This window comes from Bremerella sp. TYQ1 (genome assembly GCF_020150455.1).
GTDB classification, from domain to species: domain Bacteria; phylum Planctomycetota; class Planctomycetia; order Pirellulales; family Pirellulaceae; genus Bremerella; species Bremerella volcania_A.
In genome coordinates this window covers 3,276,071-3,296,777 of sequence record NZ_CP083740.1, presented here as the reverse complement: position 1 = coordinate 3,296,777, position 20,707 = coordinate 3,276,071, and the positions used below count along the sequence as shown (strand labels likewise).

The 20,707-nt window shown below is 56.8% G+C and carries 15 protein-coding genes; 2 read left to right on the top strand and 13 right to left on the bottom strand.

Features of this window, described 5'->3' with window-relative positions:
* Positions 1-146 precede the first annotated feature (146 nt).
* The 9 genes from rfaE2 to LA756_RS13130 all read right to left on the bottom strand — a co-directional run bounded on the left by rfaE2 (position 147) and on the right by LA756_RS13130 (position 14,386).
* Positions 147-1,649 (bottom strand): D-glycero-beta-D-manno-heptose 1-phosphate adenylyltransferase, encoded by a 1,503-nt coding sequence (rfaE2, locus tag LA756_RS13170; RefSeq protein WP_224440338.1) that lies wholly within the window; start codon positions 1,647-1,649, stop codon positions 147-149.
* Between the two features lie 330 nt (positions 1,650-1,979).
* Positions 1,980-2,348 (bottom strand): amidohydrolase, encoded by a 369-nt coding sequence (locus LA756_RS13165; protein ID WP_224440337.1) that lies wholly within the window; start codon positions 2,346-2,348, stop codon positions 1,980-1,982.
* A gap of 229 nt (positions 2,349-2,577) precedes the next feature.
* Positions 2,578-3,159 carry a hypothetical protein gene (locus LA756_RS13160; RefSeq protein WP_224440336.1) on the bottom strand — a complete coding sequence of 194 codons (582 nt, stop codon included), beginning with the start codon at positions 3,157-3,159 and terminating at the stop codon, positions 2,578-2,580.
* Positions 3,160-3,429: 270 nt separating this feature from the next.
* On the bottom strand, positions 3,430-6,921 hold the full coding sequence (locus LA756_RS13155) for an ABC transporter permease (protein WP_224440335.1): 3,492 nt from the start codon (positions 6,919-6,921) through the stop codon (positions 3,430-3,432).
* 19 nt (positions 6,922-6,940) lie between these two features.
* Positions 6,941-7,633, bottom strand: coding sequence for an ABC transporter ATP-binding protein (locus LA756_RS13150; RefSeq protein ID WP_224440334.1), 693 nt, complete (start codon positions 7,631-7,633; stop codon positions 6,941-6,943).
* A gap of 5 nt (positions 7,634-7,638) precedes the next feature.
* Entirely contained in the window at positions 7,639-8,583 is a 945-nt protein-coding gene (locus tag LA756_RS13145; RefSeq protein ID WP_224440333.1) for a prenyltransferase/squalene oxidase repeat-containing protein, read from the bottom strand.
* 121 nt (positions 8,584-8,704) lie between these two features.
* Positions 8,705-9,139: a thioesterase family protein gene (locus tag LA756_RS13140; protein ID WP_224440332.1), complete on the bottom strand. Its 435-nt coding sequence runs from the start codon at positions 9,137-9,139 to the stop codon at positions 8,705-8,707.
* A gap of 207 nt (positions 9,140-9,346) precedes the next feature.
* Positions 9,347-9,616, bottom strand: a complete 270-nt coding sequence (rpsR, locus tag LA756_RS13135; protein WP_224440331.1) for a 30S ribosomal protein S18 — start codon at positions 9,614-9,616, stop codon at positions 9,347-9,349.
* A 330-nt stretch (positions 9,617-9,946) separates the two neighbouring features.
* Positions 9,947-14,386, bottom strand: a complete 4,440-nt coding sequence (locus tag LA756_RS13130; RefSeq protein ID WP_224440330.1) for a PVC-type heme-binding CxxCH protein — start codon at positions 14,384-14,386, stop codon at positions 9,947-9,949.
* A 308-nt stretch (positions 14,387-14,694) separates the two neighbouring features.
* On the opposite strand from LA756_RS13130, the gene nagB reads away from it, so the two are divergent.
* Entirely contained in the window at positions 14,695-16,584 is a 1,890-nt protein-coding gene (gene nagB, locus LA756_RS13125; RefSeq protein ID WP_224440329.1) for a glucosamine-6-phosphate deaminase, read from the top strand.
* Between the two features lie 79 nt (positions 16,585-16,663).
* Here nagB and LA756_RS13120 read toward each other — a convergent pair whose 3' ends face one another.
* Positions 16,664-17,497: an AraC family transcriptional regulator gene (locus tag LA756_RS13120; protein ID WP_224440328.1), complete on the bottom strand. Its 834-nt coding sequence runs from the start codon at positions 17,495-17,497 to the stop codon at positions 16,664-16,666.
* 240 nt (positions 17,498-17,737) lie between these two features.
* Positions 17,738-17,926: a Flp family type IVb pilin gene (locus tag LA756_RS13115; RefSeq protein ID WP_224440327.1), complete on the bottom strand. Its 189-nt coding sequence runs from the start codon at positions 17,924-17,926 to the stop codon at positions 17,738-17,740.
* A gap of 259 nt (positions 17,927-18,185) precedes the next feature.
* Between LA756_RS13115 and lexA the strand changes: the two genes are divergently transcribed.
* On the top strand, positions 18,186-18,797 hold the full coding sequence (gene lexA / locus LA756_RS13110) for a transcriptional repressor LexA (RefSeq protein WP_224440326.1): 612 nt from the start codon (positions 18,186-18,188) through the stop codon (positions 18,795-18,797).
* Between the two features lie 44 nt (positions 18,798-18,841).
* On the opposite strand, the gene LA756_RS13105 is transcribed toward lexA, so the two are convergent.
* Positions 18,842-19,249, bottom strand: coding sequence for a hypothetical protein (locus LA756_RS13105; protein ID WP_224440325.1), 408 nt, complete (start codon positions 19,247-19,249; stop codon positions 18,842-18,844).
* An 89-nt stretch (positions 19,250-19,338) separates the two neighbouring features.
* Positions 19,339-20,703: a sigma-54 dependent transcriptional regulator gene (locus LA756_RS13100; protein ID WP_224440386.1), complete on the bottom strand. Its 1,365-nt coding sequence runs from the start codon at positions 20,701-20,703 to the stop codon at positions 19,339-19,341.
* Positions 20,704-20,707 lie beyond the last annotated feature (4 nt).

The following is a 20,707-nucleotide window of genomic DNA, read 5'->3' as shown; positions in this document are numbered from 1 at the left end:
CGGCAAGATGGCTATCCACGAAGACGTCGTTAGCCATCCTACGACTTGGTTTGCCCCTCACCCTAACCCTCTCCCCTCGGGGGCGAGGGGACCAGATGAATAAGGCAGCCCCACGCAGTCGTGAGCGTGGCACTTGGTATATTCGCTTAGGCGGCCGTGCGGCGGATGGTTTCGTTCGCGGCGACCTTCTGGATGATGTCGGTCGTCGAGAAGCCACCCACGATATCGACCAGGCGAATCTCGCCGCCATATTCCTGCAGGATGTCGTACCCGGGAATTTCTTCCGGCACGTAGTGGCCTCCTTTGACCAGCACGTCGGGACGGACCGCTTTAATCAGTTCGTACGGCGTGTCTTCGCCGAAGACGACCACGTAATCGACACACGACAAAGCGGCCAGCATCGCGGAGCGTTCGGTCTCGCTGATCACGGGACGCGTGGGGCCTTTCAGCTTGGAAACACTTTCGTCGCTGTTCAAGCCAACCACGAGCACTTCGCCCATCTTCGACGCTTCGGTCAGGTTGCTCACATGACCAAAATGCAAAAGGTCGAAGCAGCCGTTGGTGAAAACGATTTTCTCGCCCCGACGACGATGTTCTTCGGCGATCGAAGCAATTTGCTCGTGCGTGATAATCTTCTTCTGACCAGGCAGCAAGTCGGTTCGCAGTTCGGCTTCGATTTCGGAGAGCGGAATGACGGCGACGCCTGACTTTTCGACTTCCAGTCCGGCGGCAACGTTGGCCAGGCGAACCGAGTCTTCTTTGTTCAAACCACTACCAAGACAAGCCCCGAGCATGGCCAGGACCATGTCACCGGCTCCGGTGATGTCGTACACGCTGCGGGCCTGGGTGGGGAAATGACTGGAGGTACCATTCCGATTGACCAAAGCCATACCGTCGCGATCGAGCGTGACGATCACGTCTTGCAGATCGAGTTGTTGGCAAAGCTGACTGCCAGCTGCAGAGGCATCGGAAACCGCACGCAGCGAAACGCCGGTGGCCAGTTCCGTTTCGATACGGTTTGCTTTCAGCAGCGTCGCACCGCAGTAACGCTGGTAGTCGTGCCCTCGCATTGGATCGACGAGGGTCGGAATGTTGTGTTCGTTGGCCAGCTGAATGACTTTTTGCAGCAGCTGCGGGGTGCAGACCCCTTTGGCATAGTCCGAGATCAAAATGACGTCGAAATCTTCGATCTGGTTCTCGATGCCGTCGTAGATTTTGTCGACCAGCCAATCGGCGATCGGTTCGGTCTTTTCGTGATCGACACGAAGAATCTGGCTGGGGTGCCGCGAACCGGCTCGACCGACGAAGCGTTCTTTCAGCGTGGTGGGCCGGGAAGCATCGCAGGCAATCAGACGCGTATCGATGCCAGACTGCTGGGCGAGCTCGACCATTTGCGTGCCAGACTCGTCGCGGCCATGCACGCCGGCAGCAACAACGTGGCAGTCGAGACCCCGCAGCATGTTACAGACATTGGCAGCACCACCCAGACGCAGTTCCTGGTCGTCGGCATGCAGCACAATGACCGGCGATTCCTGGCTGATCCGCTGGGCGTTGCCGTACGTGTAGCGGTCGAGAATCATGTCTCCCAGGACTAAAACCCGGGCAGGACGCATCGATTTGAACGCTTGCAAGAGCGGGGGGAGGCTCATGGCTCGTCTTCCTTGACGCAGCTTTTATTCGGAAATCCCAGGCACCAGCGCATCCGTGGCCAGCCCAGGCAAAGTTTATCGGGCCTTCGTTATACCCAGAATGAAGAACTGGGCAAATAGAGAACCTGACGATGCATTGTTACCACCAAGCACTAGTCCGGGTGGTCCGGGTTTGTAAAACCGGATGGCCGAAAGCCACAAGAGGCCGATATGACCCGGCCGGAAACTAATTGGAAGCAGCAATCAGGGTAACGCTCAAACGAGCAGCCTCTTGTCGGCTGCGCCGATCCGGGTTTACAAACCCGGACCAGCCCTGATTGGGAAAGGGCATTAAGCGTTCGTGCTAGCACCGAGCACGGCTTCGACGTTGTTGACCACCTGGCGGCAGCTGATGGCGGCCATTTGGAAGTTGGTGTGGTCGGAGATTTCGGGCTGGATCTCTTCGAATAGCTCGCACGCTTTGCGGAGTTTGCTGAACTTCTTCTTGGCCTGTTTCATGTAGGCGGCCGGATCGCCTGCTTGGACGGCGGGACCGAGCGCGAGCATGTAATCGTAAAGCGTTCGGGCCACTTCCTGCAGTTCGTCATCTTCTTCCGTTTCCTCGGCATGCTTGAGGAACGTCCGAACCATCCACAAATGCGCCATCTGCAAATCGATGGCGTCCATCTGTTGCTGAGGGGTCAATGCAGCATCACTCATGGGAACAAGCGTTGTTGGGTCCGCTGGGCGGACGCAGGAATCTGGTTTGCCGTGATGGGAATGTTAGGGGGATCCACCAAAATCGGGTGCCATGCCCACGTCGGCGTGGGCATGTCTTCGTGAAGGGGAACATGCCGACGAAGACGACGGCATGGCACCTGGTTGGAAGACTTGCGTACTCCAATCCTCTCGCCCGCAGGGAGGGGCAAGGGGATTGGGCGATTGACGTTTAGTTCGTTTCGTCCGGGGTTTTGCCGGTCAACTGCTCGACGGCGGAAGGTTTCTGTTGGGCGTCTTCCTTAGGCGAAACCTTTTCGGTCGAATGGGCAGTCGACTTTGTCGGTGGGGCACCCTTCGGAGCGAACAGCAGCACTGTCACGGCGCCAGCGACCACCATGATGATCCCGGCGTAGAAGACCGGGCCGGCCTGGCTCCAAAGGTTCTTGGTAAACAGCGAGATGATCGTGGTGACGATCGGGGCGAAGCCAAACACCAGTGGCATCACCACCCATGGCTTACCACCGTTGGTCAGCGCGAGAATCAGGCCGAACGCACCAAACGTTCCACAGGTACCAGCGATGAAGCTCCATGTGAAGCCGCTGAACGTCCAATCGGTGGTGAACTTGCCTTGGGCGATCAGCAGCGCCGAAGGAAGGATCACCGCGACGACGAGGTAAGCCAAGCCAACGCAGATGAGTGGCTTGATGCGGTCATTGCCGAGGTGGTGCTGGCCTTCGTGGAGGACTGGACCGTAGCTTCCCCAAGCCAACGCCGTTAACGCGATACCACAGATGACGAAAATGTATTGCATGGGAAGACTACTCCAGGTTGGGTCGGGGGAGAGCAAGATAGTTGTTAGAACGACTTTCGCCCATTCTAACGGGACAAAACCAAGTTGGCGAGGTCCAGCTAGGGGAGGGCAGCGGAACGGGCAAACCAGTCGGTTGTAAAGCCGGTGCCATGCTCATGTCTGCGTGGGCATGTCTTTCTGAAGCATTCACCCAGCTTGAAGACCCCCTCACCGTAACCCTTCTCCCCCGTAGACGGGGGCGAGGGGACTGGAGTTAGGCAAACCGCCGAATCAACTGCCACGTAACGCGGGGACGATGTTGCCGCGAAGGGCGGAGCGTACTGCCAGCGTGCTGCTGATCAGACCAACGATCAGAATGACACCGAGCATGGTTGCGAGCGACGCAAACGGAACCGAGGCATCGCCAAACAGCATGTGCGGCACGACAGTGACCAATGCGGAGAGCACGCCAAACAGCAGCCCTCCGAAGAGCAGCAGCATGGTCTCGCGGAGGACAAGCGATTGCAACCGCGAACCGGCGAACCCTGCCGCACGAAGCAGTGCGAGTTCAGCGCGGCGTTCCAAAATGGTTCGAAGCTGAACCGCGGCGAGCCCAAACGTACCGAGCAGCAGCCCGAGTGCTCCGAGGCTTTGGAACGTCGAGAGGTAGGTGTTCTGCACTGCCAACAAACTGGTCAGCATCTGCTGGGCGGAAACGGTATCGAACCCTTGATCCGCGAGGCGGCTTTCCAGGATCTGAGCCACTTCGGTCGACTCGCCGGCAGGCGTCCGAACGAGGAACATCTCGTACCCGCTCACGTCGGGATAGCGTTCCAGGAAGTTGGTTTCGCCGATCAGCAAATTACCTTGGAAGATGCTGTTGGAAAGGAGGCCGGCGACGATGTACTTGGTTTCGCGGCCATCGTCGTCGGTGGTGGTAAACTGCTCGCCGATGCCGGCATACAAGTGCAGTGCATACATGGCGGTGTTCTTATCGAGAACAACTGGGATCGGCGTTTCGATGCCGTCTGCTTTCTGCTCGAGCAGATGCCATGGATTTTGCTGGGCTGCCTCTCCTTCCGCCGCCGAAGCTGCCCACTCGAACGACGTGACCTCAGGCTGATCGTAGTAGGCGATCATGCTTGGCGTGACGCCCAGCACGCGGGGGCTGTTGGATTGGTAGAGATTCAAACAGCTCGCATCATCCCCCGGCTGCACGCGGAGGGAAAGAATGGTGGTGTCGGCCAGCTGTTGTTCTTCCTCGGCCGAGAAGCCTGTTTCGAGACGACCTTCCTCGGTGTTCAAGTTGCGGTACAGTGGCTGCGAGCTTTCCGCAATCAGGTCCATGCCGCCAGATCCTTTTTCAGTGGGGGAAAGCCGGAAGGCACCGATCGCGACAATCAGAAACGCGGCCGACGCGATCAGACCGACCGTCAGCGTGCTGCGGCCAGGGTTTCGCGCGGCATTACTAAACGCCAATTGACCGAGCGAGAACGACGACTCGCTTGCCGAGCCGAAACCGCTTCGCATCGCATGCCATAACAGCAGCAGGCAAGCCGACAGCACCATCGCTCCGGAACCAAAGAACGCGCCGGCTTGGGCTTCACCGCCAAGGCTTGTCGCCAGGATCGAAAGCCCCACTGCCGCGATGCCGCAGAAGAACCCAGTCAGCAGCGCCCAGCGTCCACGCTTGCCGAACGTTTGCTGCGTGTCGGTGGTGCTGCCTTGCAAAAGTCCGCGGACAGAGAGCTTCTTCAGGCCACGCATGCCGAAATAGATCGTCAGCCAGCAAACCAGCGAACCGCTGACCAGGCCAATCAACAAGCTGCTAGGGTTGTCCAAGTGCAAAAACAGAAACGGTGTCACTACCGCTCCGAGCCACCACGTTCGCAGGCCAGCCAACATCAGCCAGGCATAGCCAATTCCGATGATCACCCCAGCGATGCTACCTAACAGCGCGACGAGGCCTGCTTCGCGCATGAGTAAGCCTTGGGTCGTTTGACGCGTGAGACCCACCGCTTGCAGCAAGCCGATCTGTTGGCTGCGTTGTTCGAGTCCCAGCCGGAACAGCAGAGAAACCAACATCAACGCCGAAGCAATAATGAACATCGAGAACCCCATGAACAGCACGTTGAAGGGGGTTGTCCCGGCCGCTGCCCGCAACGCATCTTGTCGGACCGTCAGCAGCTGAAAGCCGAGCTGCTGGCGATGAGGGGCTAGAGCGTCTTCGATCTTCGATTGCAGCGCATGTTCGTCGGTATACTTCTTGGCCGGAAAGCGAAACGAAGTCACGTCGCCGAAGCGGCTACCCCACAGTTTTTGACCGGTCTGCAGGGCAATAAACGCTTTGGGAGTCGTGCGGTAGTTCTCCCAGTAGGCGTCGTCGTCGCCGTCGATGCGACTGTTGTCGTACGGAAACGGCGGATCCCAGTCGTCAATCGAATCTTGATCGGTAATCCCTTCCACGACCGGCGTGTAATCGGGATCGTTCGCCGTCGTAGGTGCGGTCTCGAACACCGGAGGACGCCGCCGCCGGAAAGGTTGGTCCGGCTCAGTAAGGGGCGTGATCGCGACCAGCCGAAACGTTTGTCCGGTCTCTTTCGCTTCGCCATGCGAGCTTTCAGGCTCGAAGTATTTCAGGTAGATCGTATCGCCGACTTTGGCATCAAGTTGATTGGCGGTCCAAGAGTTCAGCACCACCTCGTCGGGGCCAATCTGGTCGATGCGATTGCCATCGAGATCGAGCAGTGGGTAATCGAGATCGCTGGCTTGCAGCGCCGTGACGGTCGAGTAGGGAATGGCATCGGTATCGTCACCAGAGGGCAATTCCCCTTTGCCGATCGACGTGGCCAGGTAAGTAAACGTCGGGTGCGCGTCTCCCCGAAAATCGTTTTCGACGGCATCGGCGGCCGTGTTGCTGAAGATCATCCGGCTGGAGGTGAGTTGCCAATAATCGAAGATCGTCTGCTGCTGGCCATCTTCTGGCTGGAACGTTTGTTCGACTTGGGTCAGCTCGAAGTTGTAGTCGGCCAGCGTCAGGAAGAGTTTACTGAGGTCGAGCGTCTGGCCCTCTGGGTGACTGACCAGCACGGCGTTGACGCGGTCGTCTTGTTCTAACGCATCTTGCAGAGCCGCTTTAGATGCGTAGGCATTCATCGGCAACTGCTGCGTGGGGTGCATTCCGAATCGACCGAGTCCTTCGGCTGGGATGATCGCTTTCACCGTCAACCGTGGCAAGCTTTGCGTTTCTGCCGTTTTGCGGCCGAGCGGGCTATCGGCGGGGACATCGTTACCGCCTGGCAATCGCAACGTGACTTGATCTCCTTGCTTCACACCGAGTTCGTCGGCGAGAGGCTGGTTGAGGATGATCTCTTCGTCTCCAATTGGCGTAGGCGTCCAGCCAGGAACGTCTCCTAGTTGCCAGAAGGTTTCCTCAATGCCAAGCACGGCCAAGTTGCCGGCCACTCTGGTCGGATCGTCGGGGCTACCACCAACGGTTTGCAGCGTCCCTTGCATCAGCACAATGGGAACGGTCGTCGCGTTTTCGTTTTGCTGAGCGATCTGCTCGGCGACATTCGGACGAAAGAAACGATCGGCCAACAAGATTTCTTGAATCGATCCTAAGCGGGACAGGGCCAAGTCGCGGAGACTACCGCGGACCGAGTCGCCGATGATCAGTGCGCCTGTCAAGACGGCCGTTGCCGCGGCAACACCCAACAGCACGGCCAAGTTGGTTTGCCAAAACTGCTGAGCACTTCGCAGGACCAAACGCCAACGATTCATGGTGAGGACCTCCTTGGCGTTACGATTGAGCGACCGGCGGTTGGCCTTGCAGTTTGCCGTCGTCCAGCTGGAACTGCTGCTGGAAGATGGTCGCGAGTTCCTGACTGTGCGTCACAACAATCAGAATCGACCCTTCCTCTTTTTGCAGTTCCAACAGCAGATTGCCAACCGACTCGGCGTTCGTTTTGTCGAGGTTGCCGGTCGGTTCGTCGGCCAGCAGAAGCTTGGGTTGGTGGATCAAGCTGCGCGCGACGGCAACGCGTTGTCGTTCGCCGCCGGAGAGTTCGGCCGAACGATGTTCGATCCGCTGCGATAGCCCGACACGGTCGATCAGCATCTTGGCTCGCTCGATCTGCTGGGGTGTCGATTTGCCTTCGGCGAGCGTCGGAACGAGGACGTTTTCCAGCACGGAAAGCTGCGGCAACAAGTGGTGATCTTGAAAGATGAAACCGATGTTCTCGCTACGAAAGCGGGCCAGTTCGGTTTCGCTGAGGGCGAAAGGATCTTGGCCGTCCAGGGTAACGCTTCCAGACGTGGGGGCTTCGAGCGTACCGATGCAGTAAAGCAGCGTGCTTTTGCCACAGCCGCTGGGGCCCAGGATGGCGGCGCTTTCGCCTTGGGAAAGCGAGAGGGAGATCTCTTGCAGGACTTTCAGCGACTCGGCCCGAGTCGGGTACTCCTTCGCCAAACGCTCGATTACCAGGTCGGCCATGATCGTCATTCCAAGGTGAAGTCCGGGGGTGAGTTCAACAGGGCGAGGCTTCCCAAACCATAAAACGTGTATTCCACGTCTGCAACCTCGTCCCATGCGGCGCCGAAAAAGCCACCGCTCTCTTGTTCTAAACTGCGAACGTACTTCAGGGCATCTTCTTGTTCGATTTCATGCAGCGCGTCGAGATCGGTCAGCGTCAGCATGCCGGTGAACGTACTGAGCACGTCGGCAATGGGGATACGCGTGTTCGCGCGCAGGCCTCCTTCATCGTTCTGCATCTCGGCCAAAAAGTCGAGGGTGCCTTCGATGATGTCTTCGGTCAGGCTATCGAGGATACGCAGCGCGCCAATCGCGGCGGCGGTCGGATTGGTGCCGGCTCGTTTACTGGCGCGGATCTCGCGAAAGCCGCCATCTTCTGCCTCTTGCGACAGCAGAAACGTCACCATCGACTCAGGCTGCGGGATCGGTTGTTCGATCAACTGCAGGCAAAGTAGCACAAGAAACGTGTGATAGGTGCTGCTGGCCATTCCTTCGGGGCCTTTGGCATAGCCACCATCTTTTCGCCGCAACGTATGCAGCGTGTCGGCGACACTTCGTTGCCAGTCTTCGGCGGCGTGAGCGAAGATGTCGATGCCGGCAGCCGATTCGAGTAGCTTGGCGCTGTAGATCAGCGAAAGGAAGTCGACAACCGATTCGTGTCCTGTCAGCTTGGTCTGCAGGAACGTGGCTGCACGCTCGGCGACTTCGCCATGCAGTTGCCCCAGGATGGCCAAGCTGCGGAGGCCGAAGCTGGTGTAGTAAAGATCGCTTGCTCCTTCGCGGCCAGCGAAACCGCCGTCTGGCTGCTGCTTGGCAAGGAGGAACTGCGTGTGACGCAAACGCGTCGGTTCGTCAAGCTCACCGATCCCGGCCGCAAGTCGAAGCGTGAGTTGTTCGTGGTAGGAAAGCATGCCGGTTTGATTGCGTTGTGGTGTGGCCCCATTGTTCTCGCTTTTAACGAAGAGCACCTGGGGCGAATGGGCTTGGGTTGGTTGGATCGCGGGCCCTACGAGTCGAAGTCTGGCCGCGGTGTTACGGGGCGGCTTGGGTATCGACGAAGGGGAGCAGCTTCTCGTGGAACCATTCAGGGATGTCCATGCTTTTGGGAGGCACGCCAGGCTGGACTTCGCAGCAGACCGCCGTCATCGTTCCTTCGGCAAGCTGGTGGCCGTCTCGCTCGAAGCGGACTTGATAGGTGACGCTTCGCTTGCCGATCCGCGCGATCGAGAGGGAAACGTCGAGGATTTCTTCAAACTTGGCTGGGCCTTTGTAGTCGCAGTGGATCGAAACGCGCGGCCAACTCATCGCCGAGTCTTCCAGCTGATGATGGACGCTGAGCCCGATGGTGCGAAGGAATTCGTGCTCGACTTGTTCCATGTAGATCAGGAAAGCCGAGAAATGAACGATCCCCGCGGCGTCCGTGTCTCGGAATTCGACACGGCGGGTCGTTTGAAAGGTTTGCGACATGGTGTTCTCCTGACCCCATTGTTAGCACTTGGGTGAGGTAATCAATATGAGGCAACTTGGAGACGAGGGAGATGGGGCAGGGGAGCGACGCTTCGCGCGCACGAAAAAAGCCTGCTAACACGGAGGAAGCAGGCCTTTTGATGTTTGGGCGGCGAATGTGGTCTGTCGACGATCGCCTGACTGTCTTGAGGATGACTGTCCTCAGGACTAGTCTTTGACGTAAGCCAGCAGGGCCATGAATCGGGCACGCTTGATGGCTTGGGTAACCGCGTGTTGGCTGACCGCGGTGCAGCCGCTCTTGCGACGACCGACGATACGACCGTGACGGTTGGTCAGTTTCTTGAGCAGCTCGACGTCCTTGTAGTCCACGAACATGGGACGTGGACGTTTGCCATCGACGAAAATCGGATCCTTTTTGGATACTCGGGCCTTGGTCTTGGCACGCTTACGGGCTTTGGACTTATTGGCTGGTCTCATATTTCTCTTTCGGGCGTCTCTAATATGCCGCATTCTGACGCGGCAACGTTCGACATGACTTAGCGATATTATGGAGGATAGGGACGCGTGCGTCCTTTACCCTGGAATTTCCGTCTAGTGGAAACTCAAGATTCTATAACTGCTGGGGCGAGCTCGCAACCCCCAATGACCGATTCCCACCGTTTCGGCGGAAGGGGCCCAGGGAAACAAGTCACGTTGTGGGTGCTGCGGCGACGCCGGATCGGACACAGTCCCTCACCGTCGTCCAATTTCCATCCCCATGGTGGCGTCGCCGATGCACCCTAACGTGAATTGTAGTAACGCGTTGCGTTAATCGGCACCTTCTGCAGTGACCGCCATGACAACGGGAGCGGTGTCGTCGTTACCTTTGACGAGATCGATCGAAGCGACCACTTTGGCTTCGCTCGGGCGAACCGTCAGATAACGCATCTGGCGGCCGTTGAGATCGAAGGCGAACTTCGACTCCGGCACGTCCACGCGGCGGATGTAATCCGCGATGTGGATCCCGTTTTTCAGCTCGTGATCTTCCGTGGTGCCATCTTCGTACTGGAAGCGGACGATCATCGACGTGGTGCCTTCTTTCCCGTAAGGGGAGGCCCAGCCGGCGACGCCACCCAGAATGTGGACCGCTTTCAGTGGCATGTTACACGGAATGGAGACCTGCTTCGGCATCTTCGGAGGGAGATAGCCCCCAGGAGCATGCAGCAGAACGGCGTTCGGTTTGGAAGTTCCTTGTGGATCGACCAATTGGAACGGAACGCCTTCAACGGTTTTCGGTTTCCAGTCGTCGAAGACCAACGTTTCGACGGGAGCGTCCTTCGAGACGAACATTCCTTCGGTGCTGACTGCGGTGGCAACTTTTTCCAGTGGCAGCGGCACGAACTTGCCTCGCTTGGTGAGGAACGCCAACAGGTCCTCAAATTCCTTCGGCTTGATTTGCTTCTCGAAACCGACCGGCATCAGCGACTGTGGCGTGCCACGAAGTTCGTCGATGTCTTCTCGCAAGATCGATTGCTGCTTCCCTTCGGCGTCGACCAGCTCGATGGCGGTTCGGCTTTCCGAGGCGAGCAAACCACTCATCACGCGGCCATCCATGGTGGCAACCATGTAGGTGCGATAGTTCGATTCGACACTACGGTTGGGGTCGAGGATTTCGGTCAGCAGCTGCGACTTCGGATGGACAGCCATCCCAGTCAGATCAGGACCGATCTTCGAGCCTTCGCCGCTGTGGATGTGGCACTTCGAGCATTCTCGCTTGAAGACCAATTTGCCGGCGGCCGCGTCCCCTTTGGCCTCGGTGGTTGCCCACAGTTCTTTGATGACCTTCTCGCGGTCAGCGTTCGGCAATGCACCACCACGGGCGAACAATGCTTCCGCCTTTTTGCGAAGCTGCTTGTCAGGATGCTGCGACAATGCCTGGCGTTGGTCGAGAGCCAGTTCGTTCAGCTGAATGGCCCCCTTGTCCATCGAAGCAAGCAAGTTGGCCGTCCATGCAGGTCGACCGAGCATAACGCCGATCGCTTCTTTACGAGCCGTTGGGGTAAGACTCGGCAGCGTTTCCAGGACGTACTGGCCGAGCTCGTCGTTTTCGCTCGCTTTCAAAGCGCTAAGCAGTGCGGTGGTGACATCGGCAGACGTTTGTGGGCCGATCGAAGCGAGCAGTTCCGCTTCGACAGGAGGATCCATCTTGACGTTCAGTTCGACGATCTCGCGAGCGAGCTGTTGAACTTGTTTGGCGTTCAAGTCGCCAGAATCGATTTGATCGAGGGCGTTCTCGACGAGTTCTTCCAACTGCGAAGCGAGTTTCACGCTGCCCCAGTTCACCGCCATGCGGATCAGCTGGCCTCGCGAAGAAGCGGGCAGCTTCTCGATCAGGCTGGCGAGTGAGTCGTCCATGGCCGCGGTGATTTGCGGCTTGGAGTCTTTCGGCCAACCTTTGGCGAGACCGGTGACGATGGCCTCGGCCACTTGCGGCTGAGCATCGACAATCGCTGGAAGCAGTTCGGCGATTGAATCGGTGGGACCACCACGCGAGTAATGCTCGGTGACGATTGCGACGAGATTCAACACTTTGTTGTCGACTTGGTCTGCTTTGGCGACCGCCTTCAGGAAGCTGCCTCCTTGGTTGGCGGCAGCGGACGTCGCAGCGTCCGGAATCCAGCGATCGGTCGCGTTCTCTGGCTGAGTGATCATTGCCAAGATATCAATCGCGGCGGCATCACTAGCAGGCAGGTCGGCCAACGCAAGCAGTGTCATCAGGCGAACCTGAGGATCGACATCGTTCAGTACGCCAGCTTCCAGAATCGCAGCAGTACTTTCAGGTGCGTGTGGCAAGACTTGAACCGCATTGCGACGAACACCAGGAGCGTTGTGCGACAAAGCAGCGTAGGCAGCCTTGGTGGCGTTGCTGTTGGCGTTGTCCAGGGCACCGAGGCCTTGTAGTGTCCACAAAGCGTGGATTGCTCCGACGTTCAAGCCGATGCTGTCCATCGAATCGTCTTCGATCAGTGCGATAAGCCCTGGCACAGCGTCTCGGTTACCGCGTTCGACCAAGATCTGCTGAGCGTGACGACGCCATAGCAGGTTGTCGCTCTTGAGGGTATCGACCAGCTTTTCGGTCGAGGCTTTCTCGAGGTTAACGTGCCAATCTTTGTCGGCTTTGGCCCCTTCGCCGGTGTAGACGATGCGGTAGATACGGCCATGGCGTTTGTCACGCAGGTCGGTTTCGTAGGCGGCGCCTTTCCCGGTTTCAAAGCCATGTGGCGTCGGGTTGTGTTGGACGATGTAATTGTACCAGTCGAGAACCCAAACGTTGCCGTCAGGACCAACTTCGGCTTGGATCGGAGCGGTCCATTCGTCGTCGGAAGCGACTAAGTTGAATGGACTCGTCGAGTGGAAGTTGCTGCCGTCACGCGAGATGACGAACGCACCTGTCAGGTGACCCGTAGGACCGTTGACAAATGCAACGCGGTTCCAGAACTCTTCTGGATAGTTACGAGCCGTATAGAGCGAATGCCCGGCCCCGGCAGTGTAGCCACCATGATGATCGACTTGGCGTACTTTGTCGGTGACAGGGTCGAACTTGTGCGTGTCGGCCATTGAGTCGAGTACCAGGCGAGCCGTCCAGCCGCGAACTTGTTCGTAGTAGCGGTTCGGAATCGGCATATAGACGCTCGGACAGTGGTTGGCGGTCGAACCGAAGATAATGCCTTCTTCGCTGATCCCCAGCCCCCACGTGTTGTTGTTAGTCGAACGAATGAACTCCAACTGGCTGCCATCTGGCTTGAAGCGGAAGAAGCCGTTGCGGAAGCCTGGCTGTTCTTCACCATTCACAACGACATGCGAGTCGTTGTAGCCCTGCATGCCCCAGATCCAGTTGTCGTGGCCGTACTGGAAGTTGCTCACGCCGCCATGGGTGTCTCGCATGTTCCAGCCGGTGAACATCACCTTCTTTTCGTCGGCAACGTCATCGCCGTTGGTGTCTTTGAACCAAAGCGTTTCGGTCCCGTTTTGCACGATCACGCCGCCGTCGTGGAAGGCGATCGAAGTCGGAATGCTAAGGCCCTCTGCGAACGTTGTGACTTTGTCCGCTTTCAAATCACCATCGGTATCTTCGCAAACAACAATGCGGTCACGACCAGGTCCCTTGGTGTGAAGTTCGTTCGGGTAGTCGAGCGTCATGCACATCCACAAACGACCGCGAGCGTCCCAGGTCATTGCGATAGGCTTGCCGCCGTCGAAGATTTCTTCCGAGGCGAACAACTTTGCTTCAAAGCCTTCCGGCAGAACCAGGTGCTTGCCGGATTCTTCTGGCTCAAGCGGCTTCTGCATCAAGTTGAGCGGCTTGGCTTGCGTTCCCCAGTTGGCACCAGCGGTGTAGTTGGGGATCTTCGCACCGACGTCGACATAGTCGAACGGTTTGACGTCCTTGTTTGATTTTTGCGGCTTGGGAACGTTCATCGGACGATCGAACGCAGTAACGAGACCATCCTTTTGTGGTGGGAAGTTCGGGACGATGCTTGGATCTTGTCCCACTGCCCAGCGAACGCCACGTTCGACAAGATTGGCGAAGCCGGGGTTGGTCCACGTACGGGCGTCGTGTCCCCAAGCGGTGTAGAAGACGCGTCCTTGGCCTTGTTCGCGTACCCATGTCCATGGTTCACGTTCGCGATCGCTGATGCGGTAAGTCAAAACGGTGCGATTTTCTTCGTTGTGCTTTGTATGCACGTAGGTTTCGTCCCAGCTTTCAAACCCTTGGAAGCCTTGCATGATTGGGTGCGAAGGCTCCGTGATCTTCGTGCGGAACGTTCCCGTTCCGTGGCTCTTGAACTGCGCCCCGACCAGTGCGATGTACTTCGGCGAATTCAAGAAGCAGTAGGAAGCACAGTGCAGAGGGATGAGCCCGTGACCTTGCTCGACGTAATCGATGATCGCCTTTTCCGAGGCCGGATCGATTTGCTCGATGTTGGCGTAAATCATCAGCCCATCAAACTTCGCGAGCGTTTCTGGATTGATGTTGGCCAGCGAATCGGTGTACTTCAGATCGATTCCGCGCTGTTCGAGGACCGGCTGCAGTTCGACGAATCGCTTGGCCGGTTGATGATGCCCATTGTCGCCCAGGAACAGAACCGAGAGACGTGCTCCCTGCGTTTGGGGTTCTGCCGCCGAAAGGGTGGTGAGGCTGGCCAGTGTCAGAATCAAGCTGGCAAAAAACCACGCGCTGCGAAAGCTGAGATTTTTACGAAGCATGGCACTTGGTGGGCTGAGGTTGTACTGAATTAGGATAAGGGTTTGGTCGGTCGCGCTGCCGTGGGTATTAGGGGGAAAAGCTGGGCAGAACGAGTTTTCCGACTTATTCCAATATAGTGGCGTTTCGCCAATAGTCTTCCTAAATAAGTCTCGCAGATTGTAGCTATTTCACATGTGAATCGGTTAACGGGGCGATTGGCTCCCTATTCAAGCTCTGCGCGATCGTTCATACTTGCCGATTCGGTTCGAGAATTTACCTGCCGCGAAGAGACTCTCTTCGCTTTCCTACAACCTGAACAACGAGAATCATGACTGAACGAACCGCTGATCGACCTGTGATGTCGATCCAGTCAACCGCTTTGCCTTGCTCTGTTTTTTCCACCAGCGAAGCCCTCTCTCGCTACGTCGCTGAAATGGTCGCCGCGATTATCCGCGAACGCCAGGCTCAAAAAGCCACAGCCGTGCTAGGGCTTCCGACCGGTTCCACGCCGATGGGCGTCTATCGAGAACTGGTTCGCATGCACCAGGATGAAGGGTTGGATCTATCCAACGTGATTACCTTCAACTTGGACGAATACTACGGTTTGAAACCGGACCAACTGCAAAGTTATCACCGAACGATGCACGAGGTTTTCTTCCAGCATGTGAATATTCCGCCTGAGAATATTCACATTCCTGACGGAATGATTTCGCTGGACGAAGTCGACCGCTACTGCGAAGAGTACGAACAAAAGATCCGCGATGCCGGCGGGATCGACTTGATGCTACTAGGCATCGGCTCGAACGGTCACATCGGTTTCAACGAACCGTTCAGCATTCGCAACAGTCGCACACGCTTGTGCACGTTGGACCCGATTACCCGCCGTGGTGCGGCTTCGGACTTCTTCCACGAAGAAAACGTTCCGCATCAGGCCATCACCATGGGCATCGGAACGATTCTGGAAGCTCGTAAGATTTTGCTTCTCGCCCTCGGCCAAGGCAAGTCTTCGATCATCAACGAAACGCTCGAAGGGCCGATTACCAATCGTGTTCCCGCGACCATCTTGCAGGAACATCGCGACACGTCGGTTTACATCGATACGGCCGCCGCAAGCAAGCTGACCGCTTTCGCGACTCCTTGGACCGAAGGAGAAGTGGAGTGGGATCAGACGATGATCAAACGAGCCGTGCTGTGGCTGTGCGAACAGACCGGCAAAGCCTTGCTGAAGCTAGATGACGACGACTTCCGCAAGTACAACTTGCACCAACTGCTGCGTCATCACGGTCCGGCTCCAAAACTGGCTCACCGTGTGTTCCGCTGGATGATGGACACCATCGAGTACCATCCGGCCGGCAAGGAAAAGAAGAAAGCAATTTGCTTCAGTCCTCACCCGGACGACGACGTCATCAGCATGGGTGGCACGCTGATTCGCCTGGTTGACGATGGACATGAAGCCCACGTCGCCTACATGACCAGCGGTAATATCGCGGTATTTGACCACGACGCTCAGCGTTTCGCTGACTTCGTCACGCAGTACAACCGCTTGTTCGGCATCGAAGAAACGAAGTCGGCCGAAGTCGAAAAGCAGGTCGTCGATTCGTTGAAGGCCAAACCGCCTGGCGAACCTGATATCGATACCGTGCTGACGATCAAAGGTTTGATTCGTCGCAGCGAAGCCATTGCCGGTGCCCTGAAAGCAGGCTGCCAGGAAGAGCATCTGCACTTCCTCGACCTGCCGTTCTATCGCACGGGGAAAGTGGCGAAGAACCCACTGGGCGACGAAGATGTGCAGATCGTGAAAGAGCTGATCATGAAAGTTCAGCCCGATCAGGTCTACATCGCCGGCGACCTTTCCGATCCGCACGGAACACATCGTGTTTGTGCGATGGCGATCTTTAACGCGTTGATCGAGATTGAAGCCGAAACCGGAAGTCGACCGGAAGCTCTGCTTTATCGTGGTGCCTGGCAAGAGTACCCACTGCACGAGATTGAAATCTGCGTGCCACTTTCGCCGAACGACATGTACAAGAAGCGTCAAGCGATCTTCATGCATGAAAGCCAGAAGGATAGTGCGTTGTTCCCCGGAACCGACCCACGCGAATTCTGGGAACGTGCCGAAGACCGTAACACCGGAACGGCCGATTCTTACAACAAGATCGGTTTGCCAGAATACTTCGCCATGGAAGCATTCGTTCGCTGGAACGGGCAGCCATTGTAAGTCTCGCTTGCATCGTTTTCGATAAAACTAGCAAAAGGCTCGGACTTCGGTCCGAGCCTTTTGCTTTATCTGGCCGGCGTTACGAACGGATCGGCAACCATATCTGATAGCCGCCGAGACCGGTTCGCGGATCGAACTCTTGCCCGTAACGTTCGACCGTGGGGGCTTCGGCCGCTTGAAGTCCTGACTCCGGCAACCATTGGCTCCAGATCGCCGAGAATGCCGCTCGAATCCCTGCGATGTGACCTGACTGGGTAAAGATGGCGTATCGCTGCGCGGGGACTGTTAGCCGCTGGAAGTCGCTTGGCAGCTTTGCGTCGGCTTTTACTTCGACCCCGGTCAGGTAAGCGAAGTTTCCATCGGAATCGAATTCATGGATCACGCCGTAGGCAGTCGCTCCGATTTGGCCCGGCACGTTGCCAAGATGCGGTCCGAGGCGTTCCCATTGCCGTGGAATCCCTTCGGGCGATTCGCATTGATACCGTTGGACGAGCCCTGCCAAGTGCATTTCCGGCATTTGCTGAATGGTCGGTTCCGCCAGTTCGGTGGATGGCGTTTGGTTCATCGTGATGATCTCCTTGAGCGTAAGTTCGTGTACATTTCCCTGGGCTCGAACATGCTCTGGCGTCACGCCAAACTGGCTGCGGAACGCACGCGTGAATGCTTCGTGCGATCCATACCCATAATCAAGGGCGATGGCCAGGATGTCGTCGGCGCCGTCGGCAAGTCGTTGTGCCGCCTCACTCAGGCGGCGGGCCCGGACGTAACGCATCAAGGAGATTCCCACGCTTGCGGCGAAGGCTCGTGTTAAATGGTACGACGACACATGACATGCTTTGGCGATGACATCTAACGAAAGATCACCGCGCAAATGACTTTCGACGTACCAACTAGCTTTTTGGACCGGATTCATGCGAGCTCCTTGAAGTGGCGTTGCCCCAACTTAGCGAGGATGGAACGAGGCTCGCTTGATCGTTCTTGCGGAGTTGAACAGAAAGGACGCAGGAAGAAAGAAAAGCCACCATGCGTGACATGTTACCTGCGAAAGCCGTGGCAATGCTTCGATTTCGAAACGAAAAAACTCCACCCAATTAGCATCGCATTGCGGATGGGTGAAGTTGCGTAAGTTGTTCGATTCAAAATCGAGGTGCGATCATACACCCAAATCTGGGAACGTTCGTTCGATCTCGCTTTTCGAGTAGTTGTAGCTATCAAGCGTTAACGAACCGATGTACGCAATCGCCCCCATGCATGCCATAAGGATCATGGCCATCATGATGGCGTACTCGACGGAAGTGGGTCCATCTTCCGATCGCAGGAAATTGAGAATCTTGGGGAGCATGGTACCGTTCCTCTGGGAAAGGACCGACGATGGATAGTAAACGTGAAAGTCCATGCCCACGAGAAATTCTCAGGGGGGTAGGCTTCACGGCAATGAGTCAACTGAAACCTACTTCACAATCTGGGGGGTGGCAAAAAAATCGTCTCAGGCTGCGCGTTATGGGAGTTGACATATGTACAGCGTCGGGCTAGGCTCTAATCTCGACATCACCTTTCCACGCTGGAAGGGGAGTAGCGCGACGGATCAGGATCCCAAGAACATGGCAAGTTCGCAGTCGGCCACCGATTCCCTTACCAAACGTCAAAAAGACGTTTTCGAGTTCATCCGCGAGAAAATCCTGAATCGCGGCTACGGGCCGACCGTCCGGGAAATCGGCGAACAATTCGAAATCAGTTCGCCCAATGGTGTCGTTTGCCATCTGAAAGCCCTGGAGCGTAAAGGGCTTATTTCGCGCGAAAAAAACATGTCTCGCGCTATTCAGCTGCAGGTAGAAGCAGAAGAAGAGACCGGTTTGCCGTTGGCCGGACGAATTGCCGCTGGTGTGCTGCATGAAGCGATCGGCCAGGACGAACGTGTCGATTTCGGGACGATGTTCAACCGTCGCGATCATTTCGTGCTGGAAGTGACCGGCGATTCGATGATTGAAGCGCACATCGACGAAGGAGACTACGTCGTCGTCAAGCAGCAAGATACGGCCCGGCCCGGCGAGATTGTCGTTGCGGAAACCGACGAAGGGGAGGCGACGCTCAAGTATTGGTTCCCAGAAAAGAACCAAATCCGCCTCCAGCCTGCCAACAGCAACATGGACCCCATCTACGTCAAAAACGCCAAAGTCCGAGGCGTGGTGATTGGAGTCGTGCGAAAGTTTTAGTGCGGTCGCGCGTGGTGCTTTCTCAAACGATAGATCTTGTGAGCTCAATCTCGCGGGTGAAAGTGCCAAGCATGCTGTTCCTGTAGCATTCCATGATAGGACGTTTCATCCGTCTGTATCGTAGAGTTAGCAATGAAGTCGAACGTGACTATTGCGGCTTTTGGGGTGTGACGATGCTGAGACTTTAGTTGAACGTCGACCGTTGCCACTTCGATATACTCGGCTGGGATATTTGAGATCGCCAGCCGTTCTAAGAACCAAGCTTGAAGTTCTGAGGCAATCCACAACTCGACGGCTCCCACGAGATCGTGATGAGCCGTTCCGGCTAATACGTCGAGTGATAGTTTTCCATCTGGAAGCCGAGAGAGTTTTTTGACGTCCTCGGCCATACGCCAGCTTACAAACATTTGGCACAGTGTATTGGCGTAGTCTTGTAGGATCTTTCGACGCATGCGTCACATCATCAAAATCGTAGGACCCGCGTGTCGCGGGTCGGATCCCTGGTACATGCTTCGCGACCCGCGGCACGCGGGCCCTACGGCTAAGCCGATTTCTCGCTCGCGGTGGCCTGATTCAGCTTGTTGTAAAGCGTTTTCAGGCTGATGCCTAGCTCTTCGGCGGCTTGCGGCTTATTACCTTCGTGTCGGTCGAGAGCGTCGTGGATGGCTTGCATTTCGAGTTCACGCAACGACATGGGACCACTCACCGCACGCAGTTCCGGGGGCCCACCGCTGTGCGATTGTTCGCTGAAGCGTCGCGGCAGGTGCTGCGGTTGAATCGGAAGTTCTTCACACAGAATCGTTGCATGCTCGACGACATTGGCTAGTTCGCGAACGTTGCCTGGCCACGAATGAGACTTGAGCGCGTGAATAGTTTCGGTGGCAAAGACGGTGTGCGTCATCGGAATGGTTGGCCAGAACCGGCGACTGATGTGCTCGGCCAACAGCGGAAGATCTTCGGTACGTTCGCGTAGCGGCGGCAGTTGGATCTCGAACGTATTGATGCGGAACATCAAGTCTTCGCGGAAGTCGCCATCTTGAACCATATCTTCGATGTGGCGATGGGTCGCACTAATGATGCGAACATCGACTTTGATCGAGCTGTTTTCGCCCACTCGGCGAATTTCGCCCGTTTCCAATACTCGCAAAAGCTTCGCTTGTAGCGCCTTGGGAAGTTCGCCGATTTCGTCAAGGAAGAGCGATCCGCCATGGGCGACTTCAAACAAGCCGATGCGGGTTTCTTCCGCTCCGGTGAAAGCCCCTTTGCGGTGGCCGAACAGTTCGCTTTCGATCAGGTTCTCAGGAAGTGCCCCGCAGTTTACTGCCACGAAGGGTTGCTCGTGTCGGAGGCTTTGATCGTGGATTGCTTTCGCTACGAGCTCTTTACCGGTACCCGTTTCACCGCGAATCAGCACGGCCGAGTTAGACGGGGCGACTTTAGCGATCATCTTGTTAACGATCTGCATCGCACCGGAGTCGCCGATCAGCTTCGATTTGCCTTCGATGCGATCCAAGCGGCTGGTGAGCGCCTTGATTCGGCGATCTTGTTCCCGCTTCTTGGCGACACCTTCGAGCAGGGTCTTTAGTTCCATCAAGCGGCAAGGCTTCGTCAGGTAGGCGAAGACTTTGAATTCGACCGCCGCGATGGCGCTTTCGGTCGACGACTTGCCGGTCAGGATGATGGCTTCGGTGTCAGGCTTGGTTTCTTTCGCCTTTTTGATGACGTCGATGCCACCTTTGCCAGGCATATCGAGATCGACAAGAAGACAGTCAAAGTCTTCTTTCTCGAGCGCGGCGATCGCGGTGACGCCATCGGGACAAACGGTGACGGTATGACCGAGGCGAGGAAGCTCGAGCCCCATCAACTTTTGGAGCGACTTCTCGTCATCGGCAAACAGAATTTTCAGCGAC